The sequence below is a fragment of the Streptacidiphilus sp. MAP12-16 genome (assembly GCF_041262165.1).
In the GTDB taxonomy this organism is placed as follows: domain Bacteria; phylum Actinomycetota; class Actinomycetes; order Streptomycetales; family Streptomycetaceae; genus Streptacidiphilus.
The window spans coordinates 24,150-42,778 of sequence record NZ_JBGCBY010000015.1 but is presented as its reverse complement, the minus strand read 5'-3'; the positions used below and the strand labels follow the sequence as shown (position 1 = coordinate 42,778).

15 protein-coding genes and 1 pseudogene are annotated in these 18,629 nt (G+C 71.0%); 4 read left to right on the top strand and 12 right to left on the bottom strand.

Annotation, left to right across the window (positions count from 1 at the left end; genetic code table 11):
- Window positions 1-80: 80 nt before the first annotated feature.
- The 7 genes and pseudogenes from ABIA33_RS20805 to ABIA33_RS20775 all read right to left on the bottom strand — a co-directional run bounded on the left by ABIA33_RS20805 (window position 81) and on the right by ABIA33_RS20775 (window position 8,254).
- On the bottom strand, window positions 81-752 hold the full coding sequence (locus tag ABIA33_RS20805; protein ID WP_370083847.1) for an NUDIX domain-containing protein: 672 nt from the start codon (window positions 750-752) through the stop codon (window positions 81-83).
- Window positions 749-1,126 (bottom strand): DUF4406 domain-containing protein, encoded by a 378-nt coding sequence (locus ABIA33_RS20800; protein ID WP_370083846.1) that lies wholly within the window; start codon window positions 1,124-1,126, stop codon window positions 749-751. The genes ABIA33_RS20805 and ABIA33_RS20800 overlap by 4 nt, the downstream gene beginning before the upstream one ends.
- A 113-nt stretch (window positions 1,127-1,239) precedes the next feature.
- Window positions 1,240-2,025, bottom strand: a complete 786-nt coding sequence (locus ABIA33_RS20795; RefSeq protein ID WP_370083845.1) for a DeoR/GlpR family DNA-binding transcription regulator — start codon at window positions 2,023-2,025, stop codon at window positions 1,240-1,242.
- A gap of 134 nt (window positions 2,026-2,159) precedes the next feature.
- Entirely contained in the window at window positions 2,160-3,425 is a 1,266-nt protein-coding gene (locus ABIA33_RS20790) for a DUF1996 domain-containing protein (protein WP_370083965.1), read from the bottom strand.
- Between the two features lie 323 nt (window positions 3,426-3,748).
- Complete coding sequence (locus ABIA33_RS20785; RefSeq protein WP_370083964.1) at window positions 3,749-5,437, bottom strand: discoidin domain-containing protein; 1,689 nt, start codon at window positions 5,435-5,437, stop codon at window positions 3,749-3,751.
- An 876-nt stretch (window positions 5,438-6,313) separates the two neighbouring features.
- Window positions 6,314-6,811 (bottom strand): annotated as a pseudogene (locus tag ABIA33_RS20780) (discoidin domain-containing protein); the annotation flags it as partial.
- Between the two features lie 381 nt (window positions 6,812-7,192).
- Complete coding sequence (locus ABIA33_RS20775; protein WP_370083844.1) at window positions 7,193-8,254, bottom strand: LacI family DNA-binding transcriptional regulator; 1,062 nt, start codon at window positions 8,252-8,254, stop codon at window positions 7,193-7,195.
- A 272-nt stretch (window positions 8,255-8,526) separates the two neighbouring features.
- On the opposite strand from ABIA33_RS20775, the gene ABIA33_RS20770 reads away from it, so the two are divergent.
- Window positions 8,527-10,356 (top strand): ABC transporter ATP-binding protein, encoded by a 1,830-nt coding sequence (locus ABIA33_RS20770; RefSeq protein ID WP_370083843.1) that lies wholly within the window; start codon window positions 8,527-8,529, stop codon window positions 10,354-10,356.
- A 225-nt stretch (window positions 10,357-10,581) separates the two neighbouring features.
- Here ABIA33_RS20770 and ABIA33_RS20765 read toward each other — a convergent pair whose 3' ends face one another.
- Entirely contained in the window at window positions 10,582-10,734 is a 153-nt protein-coding gene (locus tag ABIA33_RS20765) for a DUF6126 family protein (protein WP_370083842.1), read from the bottom strand.
- A 61-nt stretch (window positions 10,735-10,795) separates the two neighbouring features.
- Window positions 10,796-11,401, bottom strand: a complete 606-nt coding sequence (locus ABIA33_RS20760) for a helix-turn-helix domain-containing protein (RefSeq protein ID WP_370083963.1) — start codon at window positions 11,399-11,401, stop codon at window positions 10,796-10,798.
- Between the two features lie 110 nt (window positions 11,402-11,511).
- Here ABIA33_RS20760 and ABIA33_RS20755 point away from each other — a divergent pair, with 110 nt between their 5' ends.
- The 3 genes from ABIA33_RS20755 to ABIA33_RS20745 all read left to right on the top strand — a co-directional run bounded on the left by ABIA33_RS20755 (window position 11,512) and on the right by ABIA33_RS20745 (window position 15,105).
- Window positions 11,512-12,192, top strand: a complete 681-nt coding sequence (locus tag ABIA33_RS20755) for an NAD-dependent epimerase/dehydratase family protein (protein ID WP_370083841.1) — start codon at window positions 11,512-11,514, stop codon at window positions 12,190-12,192.
- A gap of 210 nt (window positions 12,193-12,402) precedes the next feature.
- Window positions 12,403-13,002, top strand: a complete 600-nt coding sequence (locus ABIA33_RS20750; RefSeq protein ID WP_370083840.1) for a histidine phosphatase family protein — start codon at window positions 12,403-12,405, stop codon at window positions 13,000-13,002.
- 18 nt (window positions 13,003-13,020) lie between these two features.
- Window positions 13,021-15,105, top strand: a complete 2,085-nt coding sequence (locus ABIA33_RS20745; protein WP_370083839.1) for an FUSC family protein — start codon at window positions 13,021-13,023, stop codon at window positions 15,103-15,105.
- Between the two features lie 153 nt (window positions 15,106-15,258).
- Here ABIA33_RS20745 and ABIA33_RS20740 read toward each other — a convergent pair whose 3' ends face one another.
- The 3 genes from ABIA33_RS20740 to ABIA33_RS20730 form a co-directional block, all read right to left on the bottom strand.
- Entirely contained in the window at window positions 15,259-16,158 is a 900-nt protein-coding gene (locus ABIA33_RS20740; protein WP_370083838.1) for an SDR family oxidoreductase, read from the bottom strand.
- Between the two features lie 14 nt (window positions 16,159-16,172).
- A complete protein-coding gene (locus ABIA33_RS20735; RefSeq protein ID WP_370083837.1) occupies window positions 16,173-17,750 on the bottom strand; it encodes a flavin-containing monooxygenase in 1,578 nt (525 codons plus the stop codon).
- Between the two features lie 177 nt (window positions 17,751-17,927).
- Window positions 17,928-18,590, bottom strand: a complete 663-nt coding sequence (locus ABIA33_RS20730; protein ID WP_370083836.1) for a TetR/AcrR family transcriptional regulator — start codon at window positions 18,588-18,590, stop codon at window positions 17,928-17,930.
- Between the last annotated feature and the right edge of the window lie 39 nt (window positions 18,591-18,629).

Here is an 18,629-nt window from a genome sequence, read left to right as displayed (position 1 = left end):
AAGCGTCGGTCGATGGGACCCTCCTCCCGGTTCCCCGGAGCGCTGCAGAGAACTGGCCTGGGCGCTCCTCTCACCGCACTCTACGTTGCGATGCGTGCGGCGGAGAACGGGCCGGAAAGGGCTGCCCACTGGAGCAGCATGATGGTCTTGGCGTCGGCGATGGCGCCCGTTCGGACCAGGTCGAGGGCATGGGTGAAGGGGAGCTCGACGGTTTCGATGTCCTCGCCCTCCTCCGCGAGGCCACCGCCGACGGCGGTGCGGGTGGCGGAGTCGTAGGGCGCGGCGTAGAAGTGCACGCGTTCGGTCACGGACCCCGGGCTCATGTAAACGTCGAAGACGTGCTCAAGCTCGCCTACCGTGTGGCCGGTCTCCTCGGCGGCCTCGCGCCGGATCGCGATCTCGGGTGCGTCCTGGTCGAGCAGGCCTGCGGCGGTTTCCAGGAGCATGCCGTCCGGGTGGCCGTTGGCGTAGGCGGGGTAACGGAACTGGCGGGTGAGCAGGACCGTGCCGCGCCGGGTGTCGTAGAGCAGGACGGTTGCGCCGTTGCCCCGGTCGTACGTCTCGCGTTGCTCTGTGCTCCAGTGCCCGTCCGCGTGCTGGTAGTCGAACGTGGTGGTGCGCAGGACGTACCAGTGAGAGGACAGCAGCCGCACCTCGCGGACCTTCACTCGCGGGTTGCCGTCCAGGTCACGTCCCGTTTGGTCCAAGCCGGTTCGACCACGCCGGTCGGGAGTGTCGAGGCCGGCCGTCATCGGGCGTCGGGGACGGTGTCGAGGCTCTGGAAGACCTGCTTGCCCTGGTCGCGTGCCTGACTTGTCATCAGATCGGCTCCGGCGGAGGGCCCGCCGATGCGCAGGACCGCGTCGCAACGGCTCAGTAGGCGCTCGGAGATGGGGTGGAAGATCTCGTCGAAAGCCGGGTCGCCGACGGCGGTCGAGCCTGCGAGACCGATCAGGGGCAGCGCGAGGGCCTCGCCGGTGACGGGCAGGTGCCCGGCACGAAACAGCGCCAGGGCGGCCTGGTTCATCACGTCGACGTTGGCGGCGAGTCTGGCCGGGTCGTCGTCGGTGCCCGACCGGTAGGGGCCGGCGACCAGGATCATCAGCGGGCGCGGGGTCGTCTGCATCGGCGGAGGCCCTTTCACGAGGTGGGAAGGAGGGAGGAGGGAGGGGTGGTCGCCGGTTCGCGAAGGATGGTGGCGAGTGATGGCGACCGGACGAGCGCGATCGAGGCTGGCGTTCAGACCAGTTGGGTGTGCACGCCCGCGTCCGCGAGCGCGGCGAGGGTGCGCGGGCCGCTGGGGTGGGTGTCGGCGTCGACGCCTGCCGCATCGGTCACGAAGGTGTCGACCGCCCCGAGCGGGGCGACCCGGCTGAACGCCTGGACGCCGAGCTTGGTGGCGTCGGCGACGGCGACGGTGCGTGCGGCACGGGCGAGCGCGACCTGCTTGACCGCGCAGTCGTCGAGGGAGAACTCCGACCAGCCGTGGTCGGCGTGGACGCCGCCGATCGACATCACGAAGCAGTCAAAGACCAGCGTGTCCACGGCTCTCAGCGCCAGCGGACCGACCAGTGACCGTTCCCCTGTCCGCGACTCCCCTCCGAGGACCAGCAGCCGGATGCCCGGCTGGTCGGCGAGCCTGACGGCCGCCTGCAGGCTGAGCACGGCGACCGTCAGCGGGGCGCGGGCGATCAGTTGCGCGGCGACGTGCACGGTCGTGGTGCCGGCGTCCAACAGGACCGTCTGGCCTGGCTCGACCAGATCGGCGACGGCCGCCCCCAGCCGGTCCTTGGTGGCGGCCTGCCAGGGCTCGCGAGCCGCGAAGCCCGCCCCCTGCGCGGGCAGCCCGGTGGCGACGGCGCCACCGTGCACCCGCTGGACCATTCCCTGGCGTTCCAGCTCGTCCAAGTCCCGCCGCACGGTCATCTCGGAGACGCCCAGGCGGCGGGCCAGCTCGCTGACGCCCATCCGCTCGGCGCCCTGCACGAGGCGCAGGGTGACGTCGAGGCGGTTCGCAGTAGCCATGGAGCATTTCTAACACAGTGATGTTCAGATTGGTAGTTCCATGTGCGATCACTTGCGCTGCAGACGGAGCCGACGGGGCGCGCTCGATGCGCGTCCCGTCGGCTGCTTGCGGAGAGGTCAGGGCCTACGACAGGTCAGGGCAGCAGGTACTGGTCGTTGAGGGCTGCGCCCTTTCCGGGCTGGGTCTGGTCGAAGCCTCGGGCGTCGCACTGGAGACCGCCGACGACGCAGTGGTTGACCAGCGCCGCCTGGGTGGCGGTGTCCCAGGCGTTGAAGAAGTCGTAGTGGAAGGAGTACCCGCGGCCGCTGGAGAGGTGGACCTGCGACATGTCACCGCTCACCGGGAACGACATCTTGAACTCGATCATCGGCAGCGCCACCGGGTGGTCGGCCGGGCAGACGCCGTTGATCGGGTACGCCATGTGGCTCTTGTGGTCCGGGGTGTCCAGGTACAAGCCGTTCCAGCAACTCGGGGCTTGGTAGCGGATGTTGAGCAGGGTGCCGGGCGTGCAGGTGGGCGGGATGTCGACGTTGCCGTAGCTGTTGCCGCACTCCCAACCCGCGACCCAGCCCGGGTCGGTGGAGAACTGGGTCGCCGTCGCCGCTGGGCTGCCGACCACGAAGCGCAGACCCGGCGGGAACGGCCGGACGCTGGTGTAGTCGATCACGCCGGTCTTGTAGTAGATGACCTGCGGACCGACCGGGTCCACCGCCTGGGTGCCGTTGTACAACGTTGGCATCCAGTAGCCGGACTTGTCGCCCGGAGCCTTGCAGGAGGTGCCGCCGGCCGAGAGCGAGGCCAGGGTGGAGTTGGCGTCCGTGGTCGTGTTGCCGAGGAAGGTGTGCATGTGCGAGTCGCCCGGCAGGCCGGGGTGCACGATCGGGTCGTCCGGAAGATCGCGCGTGACGCTGCAGTTGGCCTGGAACTCGTGGAAGTACGCGTTGGGTGGGACGTAGGTGGACGGGGTCACCCCGGTGACCTGCGGATTGGCGAGAACGTACCCGGTGGTGCCGAGGGTGACGGACCCGTAGACCTTGAACTCGTAGAGCGAGTAGCCGTATCCGGTCCCTCGGGTCGTGCCGTACATGCGGATGTAGCGGCCGGAGCCGGTCACCGCGAGGGTCTGCACGCCGCCGGTTCCGGTACTGGTCGAGAAGATGGAGGTCCAGTTGGTGGCGTCGGGCGACACCTGGAGCTGGAAGCCGCTGGCGTAGGCGGCCTCCCAGTCGAGCTCGACCTGGTTGATGGTCGCGGTGCCGCCCAGGTCGATCTGGATCCACTGGGGATCGCTCCAGGCACTGGCCCAGCGTGTGGTGGGGTCGCCGTCGACGACGGCTCCGGCGGGGGTCTGCGCGTTCTCGATGGAGGAGGCGACGACCGGCCGGGACTGGGAGATCAACGTCCCGGTAGCGGCGGAGGACTGGGTGGCGACGCCGAGGCCGAGCAGGGACAGGAGCAGGGCGACGGTGGCGGCGAGGGCGGTGCGGGTGTGAGCGGTTCGGGGTCTCAACGGACCTCCCGGTCAGAAGGGTTGGGTGGGTTGCCCCGATGGCGTACGTCGGGACGGGGTGAGTCGGGACGGAGTGGATCGGACGGTGTCGGGGCTGCCTGCCCAGCCCCGACACCCGGGGTCGCCGCACGGCGGTGCGATCCGTGACGCGGTGCGATCCGTGCGGCGGGTCAGCGCGTCAGCAGCTCAGCGGCTCGTGGCTCAGCCGTAGCTCAGCTGTAGACGCCGAACTCGTAGAGCGAGTAGCCGTAGGCGGTCCCGCGTTGGGTGAGGTTCAGCCGCACGTAGCGGCCGGATCCGGTGACGTCGAAATCGTCGATGCCGCCGGTCGCGGTGGTGGTGGAGTAGACGGTGGTCCAGTTGGTCCCGTCGTTGGATACCTGGACCTGGTACGCCTTGCCGTAGGCAGCCTCCCATCCGAGTTGGACGTGCCTGATCGTGGTGACCTGGCCCAGATCGACCTGGAGCCACTGCGGGTCGCTCCAGTCACTGGCCCAGCGGGTGGACCAGTCGCCGTCGGTGGCGTTGGACGCGACGAACGAGCCACCGGTGGGCTGGAAGGACGACGCGGTGGTGGGCTTGCCCTTGGCGACGTTCGTGCCGTTGACGGGCGGGGCGACGACGCGGAACGAGCGGGTTTCGATGCCGACGTTGCCGTGGCCGTCGTAGGCGTAGACGTAGACCTTCCACACCCCGAGGTTCTTCGGCGCGGTGACGGTGAACTGACCGTCGCCGGTCTGGGTGAAGGCCACCTGCTGCAGGCCGGTGCCGCCATCGACGTACTTGCTGTCGTACATCAACTGATAGCGGATCAGGTCGCCGTCGGGGTCGGTGGCCGCGGCGCTGACCGTGAAGGTCCCGCCGGCCGGCACGCTCGTGGTGTTGCTGAGCGTCATGCCGGAGATCACCGGCGGGGTGTTGCTTTGCGGGCTGCCGCCGAAGTCCTTGGCCACGGAGTAGTACGACAGCCGCTTCCAGCCCTCCGGGACGAGGTTGTACCAGACGCCGCCGAAGTCGTTCTCCAGGCCGTAGTTGAAGATCGTGCCGCCGAGGGCGACCCCGGTGTGCCCGGCGATGCAGTTCCAGGCGCTGAGGTAGCCGTCGCGGGCCTGGATGTCGGTGGGCTGGTTGGGCACCCCGTTGGCGTCGTTGGGGACCTCCCACTCCCCCGCCTCGCCGGTCTCGGTGACGATGTAGGGCTTGGTATAACCGCCGTTGACCCAGTCGGACTTGACGTTGCACACCGAGCCGTAGGAGTTGACCGCGTAGAGGTCCAGGTCCGGGGTGTACGCCTTGTAGTACGGCCATGCGCCGGTCCAGGCGTCGGTTGAGGTGACCGGGTGGTTCGGGTCGATGGCGTGGATCGCCTGGGCGACCTGCTCCACGTACTGGGCGTAGGCGATCCGCTCCTGCTCGATCGGCGCACCGGAGTAGTGGTCCTGCGTGGTCAGGATGACCTCGTTGCCGACGTCCCACATCAGCACGCCGGGATGGTCCTTGTAGGTGGTCACCCACTGCTTGATGGAGTTGAGGGTGTTGGTCTTGTAGGTGGTGTCGTTGACGTAGTCGGCGCCCTGGTTGAGCCAGAAGCCGTTGACGACCTTGATGCCGTACGAGGCCGCCGCGTCGAGCAAGGGTTGCGTGGTGGCGTCCGTCCCCCAGGTGCGGACGGTGTTGACGCCCATCGCCTTCAGGTCGCGCATGTGCGCGTCGGCGGTGGCCGTGGCCGGGCCCCAGGTGACTCCCTTGACCTGGTACGGGGCGCCGTTGACGGTGAGCTGCCAGTTGCCCTGGCTGCCGGTGACGTGGACGTTGCTGGCCCCGGTCGGCACGGCCGGCGTGGTGAGCGGCGCGGGCGGAGTGCCAGTGGTCTGCGACACGGTGACCGTGCCGACGCTCATCGTGCCGCCCGAACTGGTCGCGCTGCTCGGCGAGGTGCAGCCGCACACCGCGTTGGGGTAGGAGCCGCCGATCGCGAGGTCCGCGACCAGGAAGAAGCCGTGGTCCACGGCCGCCTGCCAGGTGCTCACGCCGACCTGGGACTCGTTGACCTGCCAGATCTGCCTGCCGTCGAGATACCAGCGGATCTGCTCGTCGGAGCTGGTGCGGTCGATGACCTCGGCGTAGCTGTGGTACCCGGTCTGGCAGCCGGTGCAGCTGGCCAGGCCGCTGGTCAGGCCGTTGTACTCGTTGCAGTTGCCGCCCGGCGCGGTGCCGCAGTGCAGGGTCGCGGAGAGCTGGCTGCGGCCGTTGACGTCCTCGAGGATGTCGCTCTCGCCCATGGTGGGCCAGGTGTTGATGTTGCTGCGGTAGTTGGCGCCGATCGCCCGGAAGGCGGGCCAGTAGCCGAGTGCGCCGACCGGATTGGGCTGCTTGATCGACGCGGAGATCATCAGCTGGCCGCCGGCCGGAGCGGTGAAGTCGCTGCGCTGGGTCTCGACGCGGCCGGAGGTCCAGGCGCCGCCTCCGTCCTTGAGCGCGGTGAGGTTGAGGTGGCCGTTGCCGTCCAGGCCCACGTTCGCCGTGGAGTTGCTCGCGGTCTCGACCTCACCGGTGCCCCAGTTGGCGGAGCCGCCGGGGTAGGCGGTGCCGGTGTCGGTGATCCAGTTGGCGGTCGACGGAGACGTCCCGGCCGCGCCGCCGAAGGAGTCGCTCCAGACGGTGGACCAGTTGCCGGGCGGGGCGGTGGGCGTGGAGGTCGGCGTCGGGGTTGGTGTCGGGGTCGGCGTGGGAGTCGGGGATGCGGCGGTGCCGTAGACCTGGAACTCCCAGAGGGAGTAGCCGTATCCGTTCACGCGCGCCGTCCCGTACATCCGGACGTAGCGGCCGGAGCCGCTGACGCTCAGCGTCTGGGTGCCGCCGGTGGCGGTCGTGGTGGAGTAGATCGTGGTCCAGTTGGCGGCGTCGTCGGAGACCTGGATCTGGTACGCGGTGGCGTAGTTCTCCCACTGCAGCACCACCTTGTCGACCGTCGCCGAGGAGCCGAGGTCGACCTGGAGCCACTGCGGGTCGCTCCAGGCGCTGGCCCAGCGAGTGCCGGTGTTGCCGTCGACGGCGTTGGCCGCGACATAGCCGGCGCCCTCGCTGGAGGACGAGGTCGCGGGCCTCCCCTGGGAGAGCAGGCTGTCCGCGGCGTGTGCGGCGATCGGCCGGGCGATCAGGGCGTAGCAGAACAGCGAGAAGGCGACGGCGAGCAGGACGGCCGCGCGTATCGGGACGGTCGGCCGGAGGCGCGGGGTGCTCGCAGGCACGGCTCTGGAGGGTGGGGCTCCCATGGGGACTCCTGACAGGGGTGGCAGCAGGGTTCGGAGAGCGCTCGCCGAGAGAGCGCTCTCCCATGGGGGCGATGGTCGCGCCGTTGTTTCGTGGACGTCAAGAGATTTGACCGATCGCGTGGTTCCGGTACTTGAGGGTCGGTCAGAATCCGGACAATCAACGTGTATCCACCCCACTCACGGTCAGGCCGTCACCGCCGAGTCCTTGACGCGGTCGCGTCGGATGCGGGACCTTGGACGGAAGGGAGAGCGCTCTCCTTCCAAGAACAGGGGTGCCGCCCCGACCTGACCACGGGACGGCACCTCTTCCCAGCCGCTGCCCCACGCCCCGCACCCCACGCCCCGCACCCCCGCACCCCCCGAACCGGTCCGCCCTCACCCTCACCCGGACTGGCGCACCACCAGCACCGGGTCGAAGATCGCCGACTTCGGCCCGCCCCCGGGCTCGGCGATCCGCTCCAGCAGCAGGCGCGCCATCTCCGCCGCCATCTCCTCCACCGGCTGCCGGACCGTGGTCAACGCGGGCCTGCTCGCGGTGGCCGCGCTGCTGTCGTCGAAGCCGATCACGCTGACGTCCTCGGGGACCCGACGCCCGTGCTCCCGGAGGATGTGCAGCGCGCCTTGCGCCATCAGGTCGTTGGCGGCGAAGACGCCGTCGAGGTCCGGGTGCTCGGCCAGCAGTCGCCGCATCGCCGCCTCGCCGCTGGCCTGCGTGAAGTTGCCCGCTGCCAGGGGGATCCAGGGCTCGCCGTGCCTGGCCATGGCCTCGATGAAGCCGTCCTGCCGGTCACGCGCCGCGCGGATGTCCAGCGGACCGGTGATCGCCACCACCCGCCGCCGGCCGCCGGCAACGAGCCGGTCGGCGGCCAGGCGGGCGCCCTCCTGGTGCGCGAGGTCCACGAAACCGATCGGGATCGCCCGCGCGGGCCGTGCGAAGAGAACGGCCGGGAGGCCAGCCTCGACCAGCAGTCCGGGCAGCGGGTCGGCAGCGTGGGTGGAGACCAGCAGGGTGCCGTCGGCGTTGCCCTGGCGCAGGTAGGAGACCACCTGCTCCCGGGCCTCCGCGGTCTCGGCGAGCATCAGCACCGGATGCATCCCCCGGGGGCGGAGGAAGCCGAGCACGCCGTTGATCACGCGGCTGAAGAACGGGTCGGTGAAGACCTGGTTGCGGAACGCCTCCTCCTCGCCCTCCCCCGCGCCGGAGACGACCAGGGCGACGGACCCGGTCCTGCGCGTGATCAACGAGCGGGCCGCACTGTTGGGCACGTAGCCGACGGCGGCCACGGCCTGACGCACCGTCTCCTGAATGGCCGGGTCGACGTTCCGGGTGCGGTTGACGACCCGTGACACGGTTGCCCTGGAGACGCCCGCCATCCGGGCCACGTCCTCCAGGGTCGGAGCGGGCGCGGCGACGGCTGGTGCACGACTGCGGGACTCGTCCATGGGGCTGTTATAACAGACCGGGAGAGCGCTCTCCAGGTGTTTTCCGACAGTGCCTCGTCGAGAGCGGTGGCGTCACCCGCCTCTCCTGCTGCGCATTATCAGGAAGTAAGGGGTGATCGCAGACAAAACCGCGCGCTTCCTCGCTCAGCCGAGAGGCCCTGCTACCGGCCGGAGCTTTTAAGGAGGTAGGCTCACTATTAGAGGGAATAACAGTGAGGTGCCCTCTGTTGGACGGCTCAGACGGTCGTCACCCCCGATCCCCGGAGTCGCCCATGAAAACGCCAGGACCCGACCGCACCCCCCGCACCCCCAGCGCGGACGCACCCAAGGCGCCCGTGCAACTGCGGCGCATTCTGGGCCTGTTCCGGCCCTACCGCGGGAAGCTCGCCGCCGTCGGGGTGTTCGTGGGCCTGTCGTCACTGGTGTCGGTCGCGTCGCCGTTCCTGCTGCGGGCGATTCTGGACGTCGCCATCCCGCAGGGGCGTACCGGACTGCTGAGCCTGCTCGCCCTCGGGATGATCGCGGTCGCCGTGGCCAACTCCGTGCTCAACGTGCTGCAGACCTATCTGAGCACCAGCGTCGGACAACGGGTGATGCACGATCTGCGCACCAGCGTCTACGCCCATCTGCAGCGGATGCCGCTGGCCTTCTTCACCCGCACCCGGACCGGCGAGGTGCAGTCGCGGATCGCCAACGACATCGGCGGGATGCAGTCCACCGTCACCAGCACCGCGACCTCCCTGGTGTCCAACCTCACCACTGTCGTGGCGACGGTGGTCGCCATGATCGCTCTGGACTGGCGGCTGACCATCGTCTCGCTGCTCCTGCTCCCGCTGTTCGTGTGGATCAGCCGCAGGGTCGGCAACGAGCGGCGGAAGATCGCCACCGAGCGGCAGAAGCAGCTCGCCGCCCTCTCGTCGATCATGCAGGAGTCGCTGTCGGTCAGCGGCATCCTGCTGGGCCGCACCATGGGGCGCTCGCGCGCGCTGAGCCAGGACTTCGCCAAGGAGTCGGACTCGCTCGCCGAACTGGAGGTCCGAGCCGACATGGCGGGCCGCTGGCGGCAGTCGACCATCCAGATCGTGATGGCTGCGATGCCTGCGGTGATCTACTGGGCGGCCGGGATGGCGAGCGGGGGCACCGCGGTGTCCATCGGCACGCTGGTGGCCTTCACCTCACTCCAGCAGAACCTGTTCCGGCCGACGGTCCAGCTGCTGCAGGTCGGCGTGTCCGTGCAGGTCTCGCTGGCCCTGTTCCAGCGGATCTTCGAGTACCTGGACCTGGTTCCCGACATCACCGAACGCCCCGACGCCGTCACCCTCCCCAGCGACCACGGACGCATCCGGGGCGAGGTCCGGTTCGAGAACGTCGGCTTCTCCTACCAGCCGTACGACCGCGAGTCCGCCCAGCCCCGACCGACGCTCGACGGCATCGACCTCACCGTCCACGCCGGACAGAGCCTCGCCGTGGTCGGCGAGACCGGATCGGGCAAGACCACGCTCAGCTACCTGGTCCCCCGGCTCTACGATGTGACGGCCGGTCGGGTCAGCATCGACGGCGTCGACGTGCGCGACCTGAGTTTCGAGGCACTGGCCGACGCGGTCGGCGTGGTCTCGCAGGAGACCTACCTGTTCCACGCCTCGGTCGCGGACAACCTGCGCTTCGCCAAGCCGGACGCCACCGACGTGGAGTTGCACGAAGCGGCGCGGGCCGCACAGATCCACGACCACATCGCCGCACTTCCCGAGGGCTACGACACCATGGTCGGCGAGCGCGGCTACCGCTTCTCCGGCGGCGAGAAGCAGCGCCTCGCGATCGCGCGCACCATCCTCCGCGATCCCCCGGTGCTGGTCCTGGACGAGGCGACCAGCGCCCTGGACACCCAGACGGAGCAGGCGGTTCAACAGGCCCTCGACACCCTCTCCGCCGGCCGGACCACCATCACCATCGCGCACCGGCTGTCGACCATCCGGGACGCCGACCAGATCGTGGTCCTGGACGAGGGCCGGGTTGCCGAACGCGGTACCCACGAGGACCTGCTCGCGCTCGGCGGCCACTACGCTGCGCTGATCTCCAGGGACACCACGCTGGCACCCGTCTGACCTCCAGCGTTGGACCGACCGGAAAATGGAGGGTGGAAGAAGAAGGGGGTCCCCCCGGCCGAAGGTTGGGGGAGGGTCGAGGGCCGAGTCCAGGCGGTGCCGACGAAGGAGCCATGGCGGAGCCCTGGCGACTGAGGAGAAGCCGTCTGGGCGAGAGCCTCCCCCACCCTTCGGGCGGGAGGTGCCCCCTTGCCCGCGACGCCGCCCTCCATGTGCCGGTCGGTCTTAGCCGTGGGCCGACGGCTGCCCGAAGTAGTACAGCGCCATGACGAAGGCTGCGAAGAGGTGCAACCCGATCACGTAGATAAAGACGCGAATGCCGACCCGCCGCTCGGTGCGGGTGCTCCCGTCTTCGACAGGGTGGTTGGCGGTGGCCATGGGAATCGTCCTTTCAGTTGAGTTCAGTTCAGTCAGTTCAGTTCAGTTCGGTTCGGTCACGTCAGTGCGGCCAGAGTTCGGCGGAGGGGCTCTGCAGCAGGGTGTGCAGGAACAGCAGCTCGACGCCGGGCTGCTGCTCGGCGACCAGCCGGTGGGGCCGCATGGAGTCGAAGTGCGCGGCGTCGCCGGGGTCCAGGCGGTGTTCCTCGCGGTCGAGTGTGAGCAGGAGTCGTCCCTGCAGGACGTACAGCCACTCCTCGCCCGGGTGCACGCGGACGACAGCGTCCTGGACCCGCACCGGGATGTGCACGCGCAGCGCCTGCATGGCCCGGCCGGGGGCGCCGACCGGGCGGTAGGTCCAGCCGCCCGCCGAGGTGGGTTCGTTCTCGCCGGCTCTGACCACCGGACCCCGCACGACGGGAGAGGTCTCGCCCCGGTCCTCGCCCAGCAGTACCTCCACCGGGACGCCGTATGCTCGGGAGAGACCGAGCAGCACCGGCAGCGAGGGCTGGCGCTTCGCGGTCTCCAGTCTGGACAGGTGTGCCGGCGACAGTCCCACCCGCGCGGCGGCGGCCTCCAGGGTGAGGCGACCGCGCAGCCGGCACTCGCGCAAGCGGGCGCCGAGTCCGGGCAGTTCCTCACTGGTGAGGCCGTGGTCGTTGTCCATGCCCACCAGGTTCACACCGGCACAGCGGGTGGGCAAGATCTTTGCCTCAGAGGCAAAGTCCATGGTCGAATCCATCCTGGACCCTGACAGGAAGCGAGGACGTCCCTCCCGTGAACGTGATCCTCTTTGGTGCGACGGGCATGATCGGCCAGGGTGTCCTGCGCGAGTGCCTACGCGACGACGCGGTGCAGCGGGTCCTGGTGGTCGGCCGGACCACCGCGGGCGTCGAGCATCCCAAGCTGCGCGAGATCGTGCACCGGGACCTGGCGGACCTGACCGCGATCGAGGGTGAGTTCTCCGGGTACGACGCCTGCTTCTTCTGCCTCGGCGTCTCCTCGGCCGGGATGAAGGAGGAGGCGTACCGCCGGGTCACCTACGACCTGACCCTTGCGGCCGCGCGTCCGCTGGCCGCCCTGAACCCGGAACTGACCTTCGTGTACGTGTCCGGGCAGGGAACCGACAGCACCGAGCAGGGCCGGATCATGTGGGCCCGGGTGAAGGGGAAGACCGAGAACGACCTGCTCGGGCTGCCATTCGACGCCTATATGTTCCGTCCGGGCTGGGTTCAGCCCATGCACGGGATCACCTCGAAGACCCGGCTGTACCGGGCGATGTACGCCGTGACCGGCCCGCTCTTTCCCCTCCTCCGGAAGCTGGCCCCGAACCAGATCACCACCACCGAGCAGCTGGGACGCGCGATGATCGCGGTGGCGGCCACCGGCGCGAGCAGCCACATCCTCGCGTCCAGGGAGATCAACGCCCTAGCCTCGGCCGAACCGTCCAAGAGCTAGCGACCTCGGGAGACTCCCCAGGTCGTAAGCCCTGAGCCGCCCCTCCCGACCCGCAGCCTCTCGCTCCCACGGCCCTCACCGGCCCGTGGGGCGGTTGATCGCTGCGCACACGGACATGCGAGGATCAGCACCGAGACACAGCTTCGACGCTTGGGCGCCGGCGCGCTCGCGTGGGCGCGCCGCCACCGACGGATGAGAGAAGTGACCGGCATGGGCGATGTGATCCTGGTCCGCCACGGGGCGACCGACTGGAGCGAGTCGGGGCGCCACACCAGTTACACGGACCGGCCGTTGACAGCCCATGGCGAGGAGCAGGCCCGCGCGCTGGCGGCGATCCTCGCCGAGCACCGCATCGCGGTCACGCTGAGCAGCCCGCTCGCCCGTGCCCGTGCCACCGCGAAGCTGGCGGGCCTCGACGACGTGCGGATCGATCCGGACATGCACGAGTGGGACTACGGCGGCTACGAGGGGATCACCACAGCGGAGATCCACCGCACGCGGCCCGACTGGGACCTGTGGACCGACGGCGTCCCGCCCGGCCCGGAGGGCCACCCCGGGGAGATGCCCGCGGCGGTCGGCGCCCGCGCCGACCGGGTCCTCGCCACCGTGGCCGAGGCCCTTCGCGAAGCCGACGGCGACGATGTCGCGCTGGTCGCGCACGCCCACTTCCTGCGCGTCCTGACGGCCCGCTACCTGGGCCTGCCCGCCGCCTCGGGCGCGCTCTTCATGCTCGCCACAGGCACGATCAGCCGCCTGGGTGCGGAGCACGGCCACCACGCCATCGCCGCCTGGAACGAGCGCCCGCGCTAGGCGATCTAGGCTCGGGTCATGCCCTGGACCACGGCTCTGAGAAGCACCGCCCGCGCCGGCTTCACCCTGGAGCGGGCGTACACCGAGCCGATGCGCGCCGTGCGCGGGGCGCTCGGCGCCGCGATCGTGGTCTTCACGGCCCTGGCCCTGGGCTCGCCCTCGCTCGCGACCTCCGCCGCCGTGGGCGCTTTCATCGCCGGGACCGCCACCTTCCAGCGCAGCTACCGCCCCAGGCCGGTCCTGGCCCTGGGTGCGGCGGCGGGCCTGTCCGTGAGCACCTTCGTGGGCTATCTCGCGTCGCCCTGGCCGCCGTTGTTCGTCCTGGTCCTGGGACTGTGGGCGTTCGCCGCCGGGCTGGCCTGGTCGCTCGGCCCCACCGCCGGCGTGGTCGCGTCCACGACCATCGCGGTGATGCTGGTCGTGGTCACCCTGCCGGAGAGCGTCCCGCAGGCCGCCGAGCACGCCGGGGTGATCGCCGCCGGCGGCGTCGTCCAGGCCCTGCTCGTGGTCGTGTGGCCGGTACGGCGCTGGGGCGCGCAGCGCGACGCGCTCGCCGACGCCTACGCGTCGATGGCGGACTACGCCCGGCGGCTGCGGGACGACCCCTTCGCCGCCTTCGACCCCGAACCGCTGATGCAGGCCCGCAGCGCGGCGGCGCTGACGCCTGGTCAGGCCCGACGCCGCCCGGCGGAGCTCGGCGGCATGCGGGCACCCATGGAGCGGATGCGCCCCGCGATGGCGGCACTCGCCGACCCGCGCGTGGGCGCGGCCGAGGAGGGTCCCGAGCGGGACCGCGCCCGGGAGATCCTGAACGCAGCCGCCGAAGTCCTGGACGCGGTGGCGCACTCGATCCGCACCGGCGACCGTGTCTCCGTGCCCGAGTGGACCTACCGGGCGCTGGCCGTCCCCGCCACCGGGCCGGTGCTCACCGGGGCCTCCCGCCAGTCGGGACGGCTCCTGATCGGAGTGCTAGCGGACATCGCCGAGTCACTGGAGTCCCCCGGCGGCACCGGCGAGGACGCGAGACAGCTCGGCAACCTCTCCCGCCCCTCCGTCCCGGAGATGCTGCCCCTCGCGGGGCACGCGGTCCGGCGCAACTGGCGCTGGTCCTCCCCGGTCCTGCGCCACGCGGTGCGGGTCGGCGCGGTCGCCGCCATCGGCGAGGCGATCGGTCTGGCACTCCCTTTCGGGCACGGCTACTGGGCGCCGCTCACCGCCGTGATGGTGATGCGGCCCGACTTCTCGCAGACGTACTCCCGCGGGGTGGCGCGGATCGCGGGCACGGTGCTGGGCGTCGCCGTCGCCAGCGCGGTGATCCGGCTGGCCGAACCGAACGACTGGGTCAGTTCCGCGCTGGCGGTGCTGTGCATCGGCGGGGCGTATCTGACGCTCCGGACCGGCTATGCGGCGATGACCGCCTGCGTGACCATGTACGTGGTGTTCCTGCTGGCGATGGACGGTGCCGCGCTGACCGCGACGGGCGAGGAGCGGGTCGCGGAGACCCTGGTCGGCGGTGCGCTGGCGCTCGCCGCCTACGCCCTCTTCCCGACCTGGCAGACGGTTCGGCTGCCGGACCTGCTCGCCGCGTACATCGAGACGGGCGGCAGGTACGCGGCGGCCGCCGTCGCCGCTTTCGGCGCGCCCACGACGGCCGACCGCCGCGCGGTCCGGGAGGCTCTGCTCGACTACCGCCAGGCCCGCGCCGACCTGCTGACCGCCGATCAGCAGGCGGCGGTGGAACCCGTCCGGCACCGCGGCCTGCTGCACTCGCAGGTCACCGCCGCGCGCTCGGCGATGGCGGCGCTCGGCCGCTCGGCCATGCTGCTGGAGGCGCACCTGCCCGCACCGCGCACGGACCCGGCGCCGGTCCCCGGCGCGGCCCGCTTCGCCGAGGCTCTGCGCGCCGAGACGGCGCGCGCGGCCCAGGCCGTCCGTCTGGACCAGCCCGTCGACCTCTCGGCCGTCCGCCCCTGCTACGAATCCTGGACAGCGGAGCTTCCCGCCCCGGCCGCCGGCAGCACCGACCCCGCCCACCTGGTCGTGCGCGACGCGGGCTTGCTGGCGGACGCGCTGGAGGGACTCCAGGACGCGCTGGGCGACTGACCCCTGTCGTCCTCTGGGGCAGCCCCGGTCAGGGGTGCGGTTCCCAGCCGGACGGGGGCCGGTCGTCGATGCCTCGGGGGCGAACGCTGCGACGTAGCCGGGATGGATCTCGGCCCGGTCAAGGCCTACCCGGGTACTCGCCGGACCAGGTGGTCAGCTGCCGACCTTCCGGGCGGCGCGGGCCTGCTCGTCGGCGGCTCCGCCTCGGCCGACGAGCCCGCGCCGCGCGTCGGCGGTCTCCCGCAGGCGCGGCTCGATGGCGCGGAGCTGCAGCGGGGCGATCCGGCCGAGGACCAGCGGGATCTGACCCCGGATCAGCTGGTAGCCGCGCAGCCAGCCCTGGGCGTAGACGTGGACGGAGCGCCGGGCGATGCCGTCCGCGATCCGCTGGACCGCCGGGGCGAGGGGGTAGGTACGGTTGGTCGGCCAGGGCAGGTGAGTCCGCATCTCGCGCATCACGTCGTCCTCGTCCGCTCCGCGCACCATGTCGGTGTCGGTCCAACTGAGGTAGCCGACGCCGACCCTGACGCCCTGGTTGGCGACCTCGCCGCGTAGCGCGTGCGCGAACGCCTCGACGCCGGACTTGCTGGCGCAGTACGCGGTCATCAGCGGCGCGGGGGTCATCGAGGCCAGGGACGCGATCTGCAGCAGATAGCCGCGGGAGGCGATCAGGGCGGGCAGGAAGGCGCGGGCGGTGCTGGTGCTGCCGAGCAGGTTGACCTCGATGACGCGCTGGAACGCCTCGGGGTCGGAGTCGAGGAAGCTGCCCCCGATGGCGATACCGGCATTGGCGACGACGACGTCGACCCGGCCGTAGCGATCCACGACCTGCTCGGCCACGGACCGGAGCGCCGCCAGGTCGGTGACATCGGCCTCCCACCAGCCGGCGTCGGGGCCGCACTCGGCGGCGGCGCGTTCCAGTTCCTTGGGCTCCAGACCGACCAGGGCGACCGTGGCGCCGCGTGCGGACAGGGCCCGGGCGAGCTCGGCGCCGACACCTCGCGCCGCGCCGGTGACGACGGCGACCTGGCCGGCGAGGGACTGCTTGGGCATGGGGTGGATCCCTCTCAGGCGCGGGCGGGCGAAGGAACGGCGGGGGTACCGGGGCTGGCCGGTTCGTCGGGCGCGGCGGGGACGGCGGCGGGGACGGCGGCGGGGGCAGCGGTGGGCTTCCTGAGCAGGTCGTACTCGGAGAGGTCCACGCTGCGCGTCTCGCGCCGGAAGTGGGCGGTGGTGCCGGGCCACAGCACCGTGTTGTTGCCGTTGGCGTCCAGGTACCAGCTGCGGCAGCCGCCGGTGTTCCACACGGTGCGGGTCATCCGCCGCTGCACCTCCGCGTTCCAGCGGCGCTGCGCCGTGGCGGTGACGTCGAGGGCGGCCACGCCGGAGGCGTCCAGGCGGCGGAGGTAGTCCGCGAGGTAGTTCAGCTGCGACTCGATCATGAGCACCATCGAGCTGTTGCCGAGGCCGGTGTTGGGGCCGACGACGAACAGCAGGTTGGGGAAGCCGCTGACGGTGGTGCCGCGCAGCGCGGCCATGCCGTCCTCCCACTCCTCGGCGAGGGTCCGGCCGGCGGCGCCGGTGATCCTCGAGCCGATGGGCATGTCGGTGACGTGGAAGCCGGTGCTGAAGATGATCGCGTCGACCTCGTGCGCGGTGCCGTCGGCGGCGACGACGCTGCTGCCGCGCACCTCGGCCAGCCCCGAGCCGACGACGTCGACATTGGGCTGGGCGAGCGCCGGGTAGTAGGTGTTGGACAGCAGGACGCGCTTGCAGCCGAAGCGGTAGTCCGGCGTCAACGTGGCGCGCAGGGCCGGGTCCTTGATGTGCTGGTCGAGGTTCAGCTTCGCCAGCCGCTGGGCGGCCCCGAGCAGCCCCGGGCGCTTCACGAACGCGCCGACCTGGTACTCGCGGATGCTCCACAGCGCCGCCCGCAGCGCGCGCTGCGCGGCCGGGACGCGGCGGTAGAGCCAGCGCTCGGCGGCGGTGATGTCGCGGTCCATCCGGGGCATCACCCACGGCGGAGTGCGCTGCAGCAGGACGAGCCGCTCCACCTCCGGCTGGATCATGGGGACGATCTGGATGGCGGAGGCCCCCGTGCCGACGACGGCCACCCGTTTGCCGGCCAGGTCGTAGTCGTGGTCCCAGCGGGCGGAGTGGAAGACCTTGCCGGGGAAGTCGGCGATGCCGGGGAGGTCCGGGACGGAGGGGTCGGACAGCGGGCCGCAGGCGGCGACGACCACGTCCGCGGTGTAGCGGCCCTGGCTGGTCTCCAGCTCCCAGCGGGTCTCCGCGGCGTCCCAGCGGGCGCTCAGCAGCTCGTGGTCAAACCGCAGGTGCGGCCGGAGGTCGAAACAGTCGGCGATGCGCTCCAGGTAGGCGCGGATCTCGGGCTGGCCGGAGAAGGTGCGCGGCCAGTCGGGGTTCGGCGCGAAGGAGAACGAGTACAGGTGCGAGGGGACGTCGCAGGCGCAGCCCGGGTAGCTGTTGTCGCGCCAGGTGCCGCCGATGGAGGAGGCGCGTTCCAGCACGACGAAGTCGGTGACGCCCTCTTCGCGCAGCCGTACCGCTGCTCCCAGCCCGCCGAACCCGGAGCCGACGACGGCGACGCGCACGTGCTGGTCGGGCCTCTCACTGCTCCCCATCGGGTGCCTCCTGCCGGGATCGACATCATCCAACGTGCCAGTAATCAGTGGCGCAATCAGGAGGGTAGGGCACCCGGCCCGGCTCGGGAAGGTCTCGGGAAGGGTTACGACTCGCCGGTAGCGCACGAGGGTCCCCGAACCCGCGAGAGACCCCCACCCCCCGAACGGGTGAACCGCTCAGACGTTGCCGACCTCGACCCGGCCCTGCGACACGCCCGGGCTGCGCCCCAGTCCTGCGAGCAGTCGCTCGAGCACCAGACCCGCCTCCTCGCGCGCCTGCACATGGTCCTCGGCACGGGCGATGTAGAGGCTGGCCTCGGAGATCAGCGCCGCCAGCATCCGGGTCAGCGGGGCGACCGGCAGTTCCTCGACGTTGCCCTCGCTGATCGCCTCGGTCAGCGCCTCCGCGAGCAGCAGGTAGCCGTGCTCCTCCACCAGGGCGTCCCAGGCGCTGTGCCCGAGCACGGCAGGCCCTTCGATCAGTACGATCCGCTGGAAGTGGGTGTCGATGCAGGCGTCCAGGAACGACTGGAAGCCGCTGCGCAGCAGTTGCCAGGCATCCCCTGGCTGTTCCTCGGCGCGGGCCGTCTCCTGGGCGACCAGGCGCTCGGCCATCTCCTTGGCGCACTCGGCCATGACGGCGCGGAACAGGTCGGCCTTGTCCTTGAAGTGGTGGTACAGCGCACCGCGGGTGACCGCGGCGGCGGCCACGATGTCCTCCGTCCCGGTCGCGGCGTACCCGCGCTCGGCGAAGAGGTCACGCGCGGCGCGCAACAGCGCACGCCGCGTGTCCGCGACGTGCTCCGCACGACGACTCCGCCGGATCCGGGGGACTGACATACCTACATCCTGTTCCATACAGTCTGTATGTTAGTGGGG

Excerpts from the sequence above, each read along its gene's own strand:
- ABIA33_RS20805 (WP_370083847.1), bottom strand. The coding sequence starts at position 752 with ATGACGGCCGGCCTCGACACTCCCGACCGGCGTGGTCGAACCGGCTTG.
- ABIA33_RS20800 (WP_370083846.1), bottom strand. The coding sequence starts at position 1,126 with ATGCAGACGACCCCGCGCCCGCTGATGATCCTGGTCGCCGGCCCCTAC.
- ABIA33_RS20795 (WP_370083845.1), bottom strand. The coding sequence starts at position 2,025 with ATGGCTACTGCGAACCGCCTCGACGTCACCCTGCGCCTCGTGCAGGGC.
- ABIA33_RS20785 (WP_370083964.1), bottom strand. The coding sequence starts at position 5,437 with ATGAGCGTCGGCACGGTCACCGTGTCGCAGACCACTGGCACTCCGCCC.
- ABIA33_RS20775 (WP_370083844.1), bottom strand. The coding sequence starts at position 8,254 with ATGGACGAGTCCCGCAGTCGTGCACCAGCCGTCGCCGCGCCCGCTCCG.
- ABIA33_RS20770 (WP_370083843.1), top strand. The coding sequence starts at position 8,527 with ATGAAAACGCCAGGACCCGACCGCACCCCCCGCACCCCCAGCGCGGAC.
- ABIA33_RS20765 (WP_370083842.1), bottom strand. The coding sequence starts at position 10,734 with ATGGCCACCGCCAACCACCCTGTCGAAGACGGGAGCACCCGCACCGAG.
- ABIA33_RS20760 (WP_370083963.1), bottom strand. The coding sequence starts at position 11,401 with ATGGACAACGACCACGGCCTCACCAGTGAGGAACTGCCCGGACTCGGC.
- ABIA33_RS20750 (WP_370083840.1), top strand. The coding sequence starts at position 12,403 with ATGGGCGATGTGATCCTGGTCCGCCACGGGGCGACCGACTGGAGCGAG.
- ABIA33_RS20745 (WP_370083839.1), top strand. The coding sequence starts at position 13,021 with ATGCCCTGGACCACGGCTCTGAGAAGCACCGCCCGCGCCGGCTTCACC.
- ABIA33_RS20740 (WP_370083838.1), bottom strand. The coding sequence starts at position 16,158 with ATGCCCAAGCAGTCCCTCGCCGGCCAGGTCGCCGTCGTCACCGGCGCG.
- ABIA33_RS20735 (WP_370083837.1), bottom strand. The coding sequence starts at position 17,750 with ATGGGGAGCAGTGAGAGGCCCGACCAGCACGTGCGCGTCGCCGTCGTC.
- ABIA33_RS20730 (WP_370083836.1), bottom strand. The coding sequence starts at position 18,590 with ATGTCAGTCCCCCGGATCCGGCGGAGTCGTCGTGCGGAGCACGTCGCG.